The organism is Tahibacter sp. (assembly GCF_035481375.1).
GTDB lineage: Bacteria > Pseudomonadota > Gammaproteobacteria > Xanthomonadales > Rhodanobacteraceae > Tahibacter.
On record NZ_DATIGT010000254.1, the window covers coordinates 1 to 12,485 of the forward strand.

The following is a 12,485-nucleotide window of genomic DNA, read 5'->3' on the forward strand; positions in this document are numbered from 1 at the left end:
CATGAAGGTTTCGGCGATCGCGGTCTTGGCGCCCGAGGCCAGCACGTCGCATTCGCTGACCTGCGAACGGATGGTGTAGTCCTGGTAGGCCGGCAGCGCGATGGCGGCGAGGATGGCGATGATCGCGACAACGATCATCAGCTCGATCAGGGTGAAGCCTTTGGCGTTGGTCATTTTCATGGAATTTTCCTTTGCAACCTGGTCACTTACTTCGAAGTATTGCCCCTGAGCCCGTGCGGCGATCCGGTGGCCGATGGTTGACGGCCGGCCGATGCCACGTCGAAGCCCGCGACAATACGAGCACGTTTCGTGCCACTTGAAAAAGATTCAGGATCCGGAACCCCGTCACAAAACACTCTGGAGCCCGTCAGAGGCGTCGACGTATGCCGCCGCTGTGCGTCACAAACTGACGGTCAGCGCTCAAATTTCGGGCTTCCGATTGACACCATACGGCGGGTTTGAGGGAAAACCCGGGTGCCTAGTCCGCACGGCAAAGACCGTTCCAATCGGTATCGTCGATTCGGCGTTATCCATACGGATGCGTAGTTGCGCAAAAGCCATCGCGCTGAATGGCGATGCGGGCGCGGATTGCGCGCACAGCGACGGCGCCGCGGACTTTCAGCTCATGCGGCGGCGAAAAAACGGCGTGCCGTAGCTGCAGTCGTCATTGCGTGTATGCGGGTATTCAAGTCAATAAAGAAAAAACTATCTTTATTAATATGTCGCGCAAGCGACCGCGTTCGGGCGAGGTTGCCGTCGATGCGGAGCGGCGACGGCGTCATGCAGCGAAGCGGCGGCCGGAAGCGTCGCGGACGACATCGCCGCGCCGGATGCGACGATCGATGAGAAGACGGCGGCGGTTGCCGGCCGCGGGTCGCTACGCGGCCGTGCAGGGCTGCGCGGCTGCGGTAGAGCGTGCGTTATTCGATGCCGAGACGGCCGAGACGGTAGCGCAGCTGGCGCAATGTGAGGCCGAGCTGCTTGGCGGCTGCGGTACGGTTCCACCGCGTGGCTTCGAGCGCTTTCATGATTGCGGCGCGCTCGGTTTCGGCGACGGTCGCCGCGAGGTCGCCGGTCAGGCCGGCGGGATCGTTGCCGCGAACCGGAACGGGAACGTCGTCCCAGTCGCGAATCGGCGGGACTGCCTCGTGAGGCGCTTCGGCGGTCGGTGCGGGCGGGCGCAGCGCAGCGGGCTGCAGTTGCAGATCGTCGATCTCGATCACATTGTTTTCGCAGAGCGCGACCGCGCGTTCGAGCACGTTCTCGAGTTCGCGCACGTTGCCCGGAAAGCTGTAGGCGAGCAGCGCGGCCAGCGCTTCGGGCTTGAGCCGTGCCGGGGTCGTGCCGTGATCGCGCCCGAGGCGTTCGAGCACGCGGCCGGCCAGCTTCGGAATGTCTTCCTTGCGTTCGCGCAGCGGCGGCACGCGCAATTCGATCACGTTGATGCGGTAGAACAGGTCCTGGCGGAACTGGCCCAGCTCGACGAGCCGCGCGAGATTCTTATGGGTCGCCGACAGAATGCGCACGTCGATCGGAACCTCGCCGCGGCCGCCGATCGGCCGTACCGATTTTTCCTGGATCACGCGCAGCAGCTTCACCTGCATGTGCAGCGGCAGCTCCGCGACTTCGTCGAGGAACAGCGTGCCGCCGTGCGCGGCCTGGAACAGGCCGTCCTTGTCGGCATGCGCGCCCGTGAAGCTCCCTTTCTTGTGGCCGAAGAACTCGCTTTCCATGAGTTCGGACGGAATCGCGCCGCAGTTGACCGGCACGAATGCACCGCTCGCGCGCGGGCCGAGTTCATGGATCTGCCGAGCGACGAGTTCCTTGCCGACGCCGGATTCGCCGCTGATGTAGACCGGCGCCTGGCTGCGCGCGAGCTTGGCGATCGTCGCACGGACCTGTTCCATTGCCGGCGAGTCGCCGATCAGCTTGCTCTCGGTGGCACTCGCGCCGCTGCGGCGTTCGTCGCCGAGCCGCAGCGCGGTCTGCACGAGCCGGCGAAGCATGGCGAGATCGACCGGCTTGGACACGAAATCGAAGGCGCCGGCCTTGAGCGCGACGACGGCGGCGTCGACGTTGCCGTAGGCCGTGATCATCGCGATCGGCATTTCGGGGTACTGGCGCGCGACGAGCTCGATGACTTCCTGGCCCGACCCGTCGGGCAGGCGCATATCGGTGAAGCACAGGTCGAACTTGCGTTCCGCGAGACGCATCTTCGCGTCGCCGACGCTGCCGGCCGTGGTCACGTCGAGGTTCATGCGGCCCAACGTGATCGTCAGCAGTTCGCGGATGTCGCGTTCGTCGTCGATCACCAGAGCGGTTTGTCTACTCATCGCGTGTGCAATCCTGCCTGCCGTCCGCCCCTGTTCCGGCAGGGTAATGCGGGCGCACGTACGGGTAAAGACGCCGGCTCACTTGCGCGGCGTCGTGGCCGCCATCTGCGTGACCAGCGTGATCCGGAAACAGCTGCCGCCGCCGGCCACCGGCACGTATTCCAGCGCGGCCTGATTGGCCTCGCAGAGCTGGCGCGCGAGGTAGAGGCCGAGGCCGGTGCCGTATTCGTGGGTCGTGAAGAACGGCTCGAAGATCTGCGCGGCGACCTTCTGCGGGATGCCCGGGCCGCGGTCGACGACTTCGACGACGGGCGGCCCCTTGTCGCCGAGCATGCGCGCGATGACCGCGACGCGGGCCGGCTCGCCGGGCAGGCGGCCGTAGCGGATCGCATTCTGGACGAGGTTCCAGGCGACCTGCTGCAGCTGCTGCGGATCGAACAGGCCGTCGATGAGCCGCGGCTGAGTCACCGCGCGCAGCTGGTCCATGCCGAGATCGTTGCTCGCCTTGTACTCCTCGACGAAGTTCGTGACCCAGGCGTTGACGTCGACGAGCTCGGGGCGCGAGCGCTCGCGCCGCGACAACTGGAGAATGTTCTCGACGACGTCGTTCGCGCGCGCACAGTGATTGTTGATGATCTCGACCATGCGCTTGTCGGCGTCGACGAGATCCTCGGACTCCGCGAGCAGCTGTGCCGAATAGCTGATCGCCGCGAGCGGGTTGCGGATCTCGTGCGCGATCGAGGCCGACAGGCGGCCCAGCGAACTCAGGGTCAGCTCTTCCGCGCGGCGCGATACCAGCGAGGTGTCGTCGAGAAAGATCAGCACGTTGGTCGCCTCGTTCGGCGACAGCCGCGTGAAGCGCGGCAGTACCTCGGGCACGTCCTCGGCCAGCGCGACGGCGCGCGTGTCGGTCTTGCCGGTCGTGCGCCAGTGATAGAGCCGGCGCGAGAGTTCCGGCGCGACCGAGCCGAGGTCGCGCAGGTCGGGCTTGGGGCTGCCGATCAGCAGCCACGCCGATTCGTTGATCTGATGGATGCGGTTCGCATCGTCGACGACGAGCACCCCGGTCTTCATGCGCCGGATGATCATGTCGTTGACCTGCGACAGGTTCGCCAGATCGGTGCCGCGCTGCTCGGCCAGCGCCTCGGTCGCGCGCATCTGCTTGCCGAGCACGTTGAACATGCCGTACGAGGCGAGATAGGCGGTGCCGAACAGGATGGATTCGAGCGGTCCGATCTCGTACGTCGAGTCGTACTGGCGTACCACGGCCACGCCGAGGGCGAGCGCGAACGCGCCGAACACCGCCAGCGCGCCGGCGCGCCGCGGCGGCAGCAGCAGCGCGCCGGCGCCAATGTTGAACATCAGGAGGATCGCTATGCCCGATTGCGGCTCGCGGATGCTCGCGATCGCGAGCACGGCGGCGACGATGTCGTAGATCACCGCGAGCGTGATCATCGGTACGACGCGGCCGAGCACGTGTTCGGTGCGCAGGAACAGGATCAGCGCGAACGCGATGTAGAGCAGCGCATTGACGCGGCCGACGACCGGGAAGCGCAGGTCGAGCCAGTCGATCGCGAGCGGACTGAAAGCGAGCCCCGCGTAGATGCAGGCCTGCAGGATCCGGAACAGATTGAAGAAGTAGAGCTCGCGCCGGGTTGTTTCCCCGGTCGTGGCGGACCCCACTGAAATGATGCTGCGCGGCCGCGCGACAGTGCCCATGGCCGGGAGCGTCGCCAGTTTTCCGCGGCTTGGCAAGATCCGCGCCGGATGGCGCCGCGGGCGCGGATTAGCCCAAGGTCGGGGCGGCCAGACTTTCCTTTGCCACCTCCTTTGCTCAGAATACGCGCCCATTCTGCCCTGGGCGCGCTCCGCCGCCCCGCCGCGCAGCAACCGGGAAACCTGCAGGCGTCGTCGCCGAGCGTCGACAGAGGTTTCCTCGCCCAGCAATCCGTTTCATTTCCCGCAAGGTGTTCGCATGAACTTCCACGAGTACCAGGCCAAAGAACTGTTCGCCGAGTACGGCATCGCCGTGCCCGCCGGCAAGGTCGCCGCCACGCCGGAGGCCGCCGTCGAAGCGGCCAAGGCGCTCGGTGGCGAACAGTGGATGGTCAAGGCCCAGATCCACGCCGGCGGCCGCGGCAAGGCAGGCGGCGTCAAGTTCTGCAAGTCGCTCGACGAGGTCAAGGCTGCCGCAGCCGGCATGCTCGGCCGCACCATGGAGACCTACCAGTCCGCGGGCCGCGCGCTGCCGGTCAACCTCGTGCTGATCTCCGAAGCCAACGACATCGTCAAGGAACTCTACCTGTCGGTGCTCGTCGACCGCTCGACCAAGGCCGTCACCTTCATCGCGTCGGCCGAAGGCGGTGTCGAGATCGAGAAGGTCGCCGAAGAGAATCCGGACGCGATCCAGACCTTCGACGTGAACTACGTCCAGGGCCTCCAGCCCTACCAGTGCCGCAAGCTCGGCTTCGCGCTCGGCCTTTCGGCCAAGCACGTGACCCAGCTGACCAAGATGATGCTGGCGCTGTACAAGCTGTTCAACGAGCAGGATCTGGCCCTGGTGGAGCTCAATCCGCTCGCCATCGTCGGTTCCGGCGACCTCATGACGCTCGACGGCAAGGTCAATTCCGACGACAACGCCGAGTTCCGTCATCCCAAGCTCGCCGCCATGCGCGACGAATCGCAGGAAGACGCGGCCGAAGCGGTCGCGGTCAAGCACAACCTCAACTACGTCACGATGGACGGCAACATCGGCTGCATGGTCAACGGCGCCGGTCTCGCGATGGCGACGATGGACGTGATCAAGCTCGCCGGCGGCGAGCCCGCGAACTTCCTCGACGTCGGCGGCGGCGCGACGAAGGAGCGCGTCTCCGAAGCGTTCAAGCTGATCCTGTCCTCGGACAAGGTGCAGGCCATCCTCGTCAACATCTTCGGCGGCATCGTCCGCTGCGACATGATCGCCGAAGGCATCATCGCCGCGGTCAAGGAAGTCGGCGTCAAGATCCCGGTCGTGGTGCGCCTGGAAGGCACCAATGTGGAAAAAGGACGGGAACTGCTGTCCAACAGCGGCCTGAAGATCACCCCGGCGACCGACCTCAACGATGCGGCCCAGAAAGCCGTCGCGGCCGTAGCGTAAGGACTAGAAGCCATGAGCGTTTTGATCAACAAGAACACCAAGGTGATCTGCCAGGGCTTCACCGGCCAGCAGGGCACGTTCCATTCCGAACAGGCCGTCGACTACGGCACGAAGCTGGTCGGTGGCGTGACGCCGGGCAAGGGCGGCACGCAGCACATCGGCCTGCCGGTGTTCAACACCGTGCAGGACGCCGTCGACGAGACCGGCGCCGATGCGTCGATGATCTTCGTGCCGCCGCCGTTCGCGGCCGACGCGATCCTCGAAGCCGCCGATGCCGGCATCAAGGTCATCGTCGCGATCACGGAAGGCATTCCGGTGCTCGACATGCTGCGCGTCAAGAACGCACTGAAGGGCTATCCGGATGCCGTGCTGATCGGTCCGAACTGCCCCGGCGTCATCACGCCGGGCGAATGCAAGATCGGCATCATGCCGGGCCATATCCACAAGCCGGGCAAGGTCGGCATCGTGTCGCGTTCGGGCACGCTGACGTACGAGGCCGTGTTCCAGACGACGAATGCGGGCCTCGGTCAGTCGACCTGCATCGGCATCGGCGGCGACCCGATCAACGGTCTCAACTTCATTGACTGCCTGAAGCTGTTCCAGGACGACGCGCAGACCGAAGGCATCATCATGGTCGGCGAAATCGGCGGCAGCGCCGAGGAAGAAGCGGCCGAGTTCATCGCCGAATACGTGACCAAGCCGGTCGTCGCGTTCATCGCCGGCGCCTCGGCACCGGCCGGCAAGCGCATGGGTCACGCCGGCGCGATCATCTCCGGCGGCAAGGGCACGGCGGCGGCGAAGTTCGCGGCGCTGGAGAAAGCCGGCGTCACGACGGTGAAGTCGCCGGCCGACCTCGGCAAGGCGATCACGGCGCGCCTGGGCTGATCTTCTCCCGGCTGCGCCCCGAAAAGGCCGCGGAGCGATCCGCGGCCTTTTTCATGGCGCATTCTTGCGCCATGCGTTCTCGCCGCCGGTGCGGCCGGCGGCCTATGATTCGCGACTCGTCGGTCAGATCGGTTCGCCCATGTCCCTGCGCATCGCCCTTGCTCAGTTCGATTTCCCGGTCGGCGCCGTGCTGCGCAACGAACAGCGCATCGTCGAACTCGCCAGCGAGGCGCGCGACCTGCACCGTGCCGACCTCGTGCTGTTTCCCGAACTGGCGCTCAGCGGCTATCCGCCGGAAGACCTGCTGTACCGCCCGGGTTTCCTCGCCGAATGCCAGGCGGCGATACGGCGCATCGCGGCGCAGATCCGCGGCATCGTGGCTGTCGTCGGCTGGCCCGAGTCGGCCGGCGCGGTCGTCTACAACGCGGCCAGCGTGCTGCGCGACGGCGCGATCGAGCGCACCTACCGCAAGCGCGAACTGCCGAACTACGCGGTGTTCGACGAGCGCCGCTATTTCGAGGTCGATCCCGACGGCGAGCCCTGCGTCGTCGACGTGGCCGGCGTGAACGTCGGTCTCGTCATCTGCGAAGACCTCTGGTTTTCCGAACCGCTGGCCGCCGCCGTGCGCGCCGGCGCCGAACTGGTGCTCGTGCCGAATGCCTCCCCGTTCGAGCGCGACAAGCACGCCCAGCGCGATGCGCTGCTCGCCACGCGCGTCGCCGAGTCGAACGTCGCGCTGGCCTATCTCAACGTCGTCGGCGGCCAGGATGCGCTCGTGTTCGACGGCGCCTCGGTGCTCGCCGACGCCGACGGCCATGTGCACGCCGCCGCGCGCGCGTTCGAGGACCACTGGCTCGTCGCCGACTACGACGCCGCGACGCGGCGCTTCGCGCCGCAGAACTGGCCCGTCGAAACCGATGAAGGCCGCGACGCGCTGGCCTGGCGCGCGATCGTGCGCGGCACGCGCGACTACTGCCGCAAGAACGGCTTCGACAAGGTCTGGATCGGCCTGTCCGGCGGCATCGATTCGGCGCTGGTGCTGTGTATCGCGGTCGATGCGCTCGGAGCCGACAACGTGACCGGCGTGCGCATGCCTTCACGCTATACCTCGGGTCTCAGCAACGATCTCGCCGACGAGCAGGCTCAGGCCCTCGGCGTGAAGATCGTGACGGTTCCCATCGAGGCGCCGTTCCGCGGTTTCCTCGATGCGCTCGGTCCGCTGTTCGCGGCAACCGATGTCGACACCACCGAGGAAAACCTGCAGTCGCGCTGCCGCGGCAGCATCCTGATGGCGCTGGCGAACAAGTTCGGCGGCCTCGTGCTGACGACCGGCAACAAGAGCGAATACGCGGTCGGCTACGCGACGATCTACGGCGACATGTGCGGCGGCTACGCCCCGATCAAGGATTTGTATAAAACCGAAGTGTTTTCCATTGCGCGCTGGCGCAACGCGATCGCCGGCGCGCCCGTGATCCCCGCGGCCGTGATCTCGCGGCCGCCGTCGGCGGAGCTGCGCGACAACCAGACCGACCAGGATTCGCTGCCGCCCTACGACGTGCTCGACGCGATCCTGCTGCGCCATGTCGACCAGGAACAGTCGCGCGACGAGATCGTGCGTGCGGGCTTCGATGCGGCGACGGTCGACCGCGTGCTGCGCCTCGTGCGCATCAGCGAGTGGAAGCGCCATCAGTCCGCGCCGGGACCGAAGGTGTCGCGGCGCGCGTTCGGGCGCGAGCGGCGGTATCCGATCACCTCGGGCTGGCGGTGAGTCGAGGAAGAGCGAGAGGAGCGAGAAAGAGTGAAAGCAGCGGCGCCGCAGCCGTCACTCGTTTCTCGCTCATCTCTCTCATTCCCGTGACAGCCAAGCTGCTGAACAGTAACGAAAACTGATCGCCTCTCCGCGTCGCGCCCACCCGTGGGCCGGTGTTTTTCCGTGCCGCAGCATGACAAATCCGCTCAAGCGAGTTCATGATGAAAACGTTTACATCGCCCCCTGAAGGCCCAGCACCGATGTCGGCACGCGGCTCGAGCGTAACGATCAAGGACGTGGCACGCCGCGCCGGCGTGTCCGTCGCTTCCGTTTCGCGCGCGCTCAACGGCCATGAGAGCGTCACGCCGGAGACGCGCCAGCGCATCCTTGGCATCGCGCGCGAGCTGCGCTACATGCCGCACGGCGCCGCGCGCAGCCTGATCACGCGGCGCACGCAGACCATCGGCGCGGTACTGCCCGATCTCTACGGCGAATTCTTCTCGGAACTCATCCGCGGCATGGACCTGGCCGCGCGGCGCGGCGGCCTGCATCTGCTCGTGTCGAGTTCGCACGGCTCGGCCGACGAGACCGCGCACGCGCTGCGTGCGCTGCAGGGCCGCGTCGACGGCCTGCTCGTGATGTCGCCGCATGCCGATGCGGGCCTGCTCGCCGACAACCTGCCCGCGCTCGTGCCGACCATGCTAATGAACACGCGCGTCGACGGCGACTACGCCTCGCTCAATGTCGACAACTACGCCGGCGCCTACGCGATGGTCGGACATCTCGTCGCGCGCGGCTTCCGCCGCATCGCGCTGGTTGCCGGTCCGGCGCAGAACTTCGACGCCGAGGAGCGCCGGCGCGGCTACGAGCAGGCGCTGAGGGACCTGCTGCCGGATGCCGTGCCGTTCGTCGTCGACGGCGACTTCACCGAAGCGGCCGGCGACCGGGCCGCCCGCGCGATCCGCGAATCGGCGCCCGACGTCGACGCGATCTTCGCGGCGAACGACGCCATGGCCGTGGGCTGCCTGTTCGCGCTGAACGAACTCGGCCTGCGCGTGCCGCGCGACGTCGCGCTCGTCGGCTTCGACGACATTCCGATGGCGCGCTACACCACGCCGCCGCTGACCACGGTCCGCGTGCGCATCGCCGATCTCGGCGAACGCGCCATGGCGCGCCTGATCGCGCGCATCGAACAACCCGATCACGCCGACGCCGGAGCCGAAGTGCTGGCTTGCGAACTCGTCGTGCGCCAGTCCTGCGCGTCGGACGGAACGGGGTGACTGACAGCGCGCGCACCAGAACGTGATCAGCGTCATCATGGGGAGGCTGCAACAGTGGAAAAGACAACAAAAAGCTATTCCAAGCGCAACGCGCTCGCGGCAACGGCAGGGCTGCTGCTGGCATTGTGCGCGGGCGGCGACGCGCTCGCGCAGAACGTCAATGCGACGATTCGCGGCAAGGTCGAAGGTGCCGCGTCCGGCACGGAAGTCGTCGCGCGCGACATCGCGACCGGCTACACGACGCGCGCGGCCGTCGGTGCCGACGGCCGGTATGTGCTCAGCGGCGTGCGCCCGGGCTCGTACGAGATCAGCGCTTCCTCGGGCGGCTCGACGCTTGGCTCGCAGTTGGTGCAGGTGCTCGTCGGCCAGCAGCTGACGCTCGACATCGGCGCGAAGGACACGGTCGAACTCGAACAGGTGCAGGTCGTCGCGACCGCGCCGATCGAACTGAAGACTTCCGAAGTCGCGACCAACATCACGCAGCAGCAGATGCGCACGCTGCCGCAGAGCGACCGCAACTTCCTCGCGTTCGCCGCGCTCGCCCCGGGGGTGGTCGTCTCGAACGAACGCTACAGCAAGACGATTTCGGCCGCGGGCCAGCCGGCCAACCAGACCAACGTCTTCATCGACGGCGCGAACCTCAAGAACAACATCCTGCAGGGCGGCCTCGTCGGCCAGGATTCGAGCCGCGGCAATCCGTTCTCGCAGGAAGCGATCCAGGAGTTCCGCGTCCTCACGCAGAACTACAAGGCCGAATACGAACAGGCCGGCACGGCCATCATCACGGCGGTGACGAAGTCGGGCACGAACGAATTCCACGGAACGGTCTACGGCTACTACCAGAACAAGGACATGGTCGAGAACGACTACTTCAGCGAGCGGCGCGGGCTCGAGAAACCCGACTACTCGCGCGAGCAGTACGGTGCGACGCTCGGCGGTCCGATCATTCCCGACGTGCTGCACTTCTTCGTGAGCTACGAAGCCAAGGAAGAGAACGGCAACCAGGCGATCTTCTTCCGCAATCCGACCGACCCCGACTACACGGGGACGCCGGATTTCACGCAGTACAACGGCAATTTCGACGTGCCGTTCGAGCAGAAGGTCGGCTTCGGCAAGCTGACCTGGCGGCCGAACGACGACAACTCGGTCGACTTCACGATCTCGCGGCGCAAGGACACCGAGGTCATCGGCATCAACACGACGACGGCCTACGTCGCGCGCCAGGACCGCGACAACGAGGTCAACGACGCGCTGCTGAAATGGCAGTTCCGCGGCCGCAATTTCGTCAACGACATGCTGATCAACCGCGGCGAGTACACCTATTCGCCGCGGCCCGCAGTCACGACGGAAGTCTCGCGCGACTACGAGGGAACCGGCGTCATCGGCGGCGCGTCGAGCCTGCAGGACAAGCACCAGGAGCACTGGACCTTCCGCGACGACGTGACCTTCGACGCGATCGACTGGCACGGCGACCACGTCGTGAAGATGGGCGTGAAATACGCCAAGTACAAACTGGAACTGCTCGAAAACAACACCTCGAATCCGCGCTACTCGTACAACTTCCGCTACGACACGGGCTTCGAGATTCCGTACCGCGTCAGCTATTCGCCGGTCGGCAAGCGCGCGGACATCGACAATTCGCAGACGGGCCTGTTCATCCAGGACGACTGGGACGTCAACCAGCGCCTGCAGATCAACGCCGGCCTGCGCTGGGACTACGAGTCGAACGCCTACAACAACGACTACGTCACGCCGCAGAGCCAGTATGCGGTCGTCGAAGCGCTCGGCATCTCGCGCGACTACATCAGCACCGGCAGCGAACGCGAAGGCTACAAGGGCGCGTTCCAGCCGCGCCTGGGTTTCTCGCTCGACGTCAGCAAGGACGCCGACCAGTCGACCATCCTGACCGGCGGCGCGGGCCGCTACTACGACCGCACGCCGCTCGACAACCCGATCCAGGAAACCTTCCACTCGCAGTATCCGTATTACACGATCTATTTCTCGCGCGACGGGTCGCCCGTGGACGGCAATCCGTCGGTGGTCTGGGATCCGCGCTATCTGACGGTCGCCGGACTGCAGGAACTCATCAGCGGCGGCAACGCGGGCGCCGGCGAGATCGATCTCGTCAACAACAACATCAAGCCGCCGTACAGCGACGCGTTCTCGCTCGGCATCAAGCAGACGCTCGGCGACTGGATCGCTACGCTGACCTACAGCCGTGTGCTCGGCTATCGCCAGTTCACCTGGATCTGGGGCAACCGCCGCCCTAACGGCGACTTCATCAACCCGCTGCCGAACAACTACGGGCCGGTGCTGCTGTCGGCGACCAAGAACTACTCGTCGAAAGGATTGTTCCTCACGCTCGAGAAGCCCTACACCGACGACTCGGGCTGGGGCTTCGGCCTGAACTGGACGTTCCAGCTCGCGAAGAAGCAGGGCGGCGACGCGTATTCGCTCGACTATCCGACACCGGCCGACTACCTCGCGAACCGCGTCGGCGCGAAGCACAACGTCGTCATCAACGGCACCGTGAAAATGCCCTGGGACATGCGCCTGACGGGACTCATCACGCTCAATTCGGGCGACGCGTTCGATGTCGGCCGCGAGGGCTACCGGTACAACGGCGGCATCCTGCTCGGCGGCGCGTATCCGGATCGCCAGGACTTCGTGCTCGACAATTTCTGGGCCTATCGCCAGGTCGATCTCGCGCTGTCGAAGGAATTCAAGTTCGGCAGGAGCCAGGCCGTCGAAGTGCGCGCCGACGCCTTCAACATCTTCAACTTCACGAACTACGGCTGCTTCAACGGCAACTCGATGGAACCGTCGTTCGGCGAGCCGAGCTGCACGAAAGGCCCGCCGCGCAGCTACCAGGTCAGTGCGCGGTATCGGTTCTAGGGCGCTTGAAGGCCCTCTCGCCCGGGCATGCTCGGGCGAGAGGGCTGGGTGAAGGGGAGAAACATCGGCGAGGCTCATCGTCACGAGTGTCGCGAGAACATCGCCATCGGCGGCATCCGGCGAAAATCGTATTGCGAGGTCAATTTGCGCTTTTCCCCGTCACTCCAACCCTCTCCGGTCCGTCGGGCGTTCGGGGGAGAGGGCGC

General features: G+C 66.0%; 8 protein-coding genes. 5 read left to right on the top strand and 3 right to left on the bottom strand.

What is annotated here, in order from left to right:
* The 3 genes from VLF18_RS16595 to VLF18_RS16605 form a co-directional block, all read right to left on the bottom strand.
* On the bottom strand, positions 1 to 174 hold a 174-nt coding region (locus VLF18_RS16595; protein WP_325280765.1), incomplete at its 3' end, for a prepilin-type N-terminal cleavage/methylation domain-containing protein.
* A 746-nt stretch (positions 175 to 920) separates the two neighbouring features.
* Positions 921 to 2,333, bottom strand: a complete 1,413-nt coding sequence (locus VLF18_RS16600) for a sigma-54 dependent transcriptional regulator (protein WP_325280742.1) — start codon at positions 2,331 to 2,333, stop codon at positions 921 to 923.
* Positions 2,334 to 2,411: 78 nt separating this feature from the next.
* Positions 2,412 to 4,052, bottom strand: a complete 1,641-nt coding sequence (locus VLF18_RS16605; protein ID WP_325280743.1) for a sensor histidine kinase — start codon at positions 4,050 to 4,052, stop codon at positions 2,412 to 2,414.
* A gap of 256 nt (positions 4,053 to 4,308) precedes the next feature.
* Here VLF18_RS16605 and sucC point away from each other — a divergent pair, with 256 nt between their 5' ends.
* The 5 genes from sucC (at position 4,309) to VLF18_RS16630 (ending at position 12,279) form a co-directional block, all read left to right on the top strand.
* A complete protein-coding gene (gene sucC / locus VLF18_RS16610; RefSeq protein ID WP_325280744.1) occupies positions 4,309 to 5,469 on the top strand; it encodes an ADP-forming succinate--CoA ligase subunit beta in 1,161 nt (386 codons plus the stop codon).
* Positions 5,470 to 5,481: 12 nt separating this feature from the next.
* Positions 5,482 to 6,354, top strand: a complete 873-nt coding sequence (sucD, locus tag VLF18_RS16615) for a succinate--CoA ligase subunit alpha (protein ID WP_325280745.1) — start codon at positions 5,482 to 5,484, stop codon at positions 6,352 to 6,354.
* Between the two features lie 139 nt (positions 6,355 to 6,493).
* The gene (locus VLF18_RS16620) at positions 6,494 to 8,122 is read left to right on the top strand and encodes an NAD+ synthase (RefSeq protein WP_325280746.1); all 1,629 of its coding nucleotides are present in this window, start codon (positions 6,494 to 6,496) and stop codon (positions 8,120 to 8,122) included.
* A 242-nt stretch (positions 8,123 to 8,364) separates the two neighbouring features.
* Positions 8,365 to 9,384: a LacI family DNA-binding transcriptional regulator gene (locus VLF18_RS16625; protein WP_325280747.1), complete on the top strand. Its 1,020-nt coding sequence runs from the start codon at positions 8,365 to 8,367 to the stop codon at positions 9,382 to 9,384.
* 54 nt (positions 9,385 to 9,438) lie between these two features.
* On the top strand, positions 9,439 to 12,279 hold the full coding sequence (locus VLF18_RS16630) for a TonB-dependent receptor (RefSeq protein ID WP_325280748.1): 2,841 nt from the start codon (positions 9,439 to 9,441) through the stop codon (positions 12,277 to 12,279).
* Positions 12,280 to 12,485: the final 206 nt, after the last annotated feature.

Excerpts from the sequence above, each read along its gene's own strand:
- VLF18_RS16600 (WP_325280742.1), bottom strand. The coding sequence starts at position 2,333 with ATGAGTAGACAAACCGCTCTGGTGATCGACGACGAACGCGACATCCGC.
- VLF18_RS16605 (WP_325280743.1), bottom strand. The coding sequence starts at position 4,052 with ATGGGCACTGTCGCGCGGCCGCGCAGCATCATTTCAGTGGGGTCCGCC.
- sucC (WP_325280744.1), top strand. The coding sequence starts at position 4,309 with ATGAACTTCCACGAGTACCAGGCCAAAGAACTGTTCGCCGAGTACGGC.
- sucD (WP_325280745.1), top strand. The coding sequence starts at position 5,482 with ATGAGCGTTTTGATCAACAAGAACACCAAGGTGATCTGCCAGGGCTTC.
- VLF18_RS16620 (WP_325280746.1), top strand. The coding sequence starts at position 6,494 with ATGTCCCTGCGCATCGCCCTTGCTCAGTTCGATTTCCCGGTCGGCGCC.
- VLF18_RS16625 (WP_325280747.1), top strand. The coding sequence starts at position 8,365 with ATGTCGGCACGCGGCTCGAGCGTAACGATCAAGGACGTGGCACGCCGC.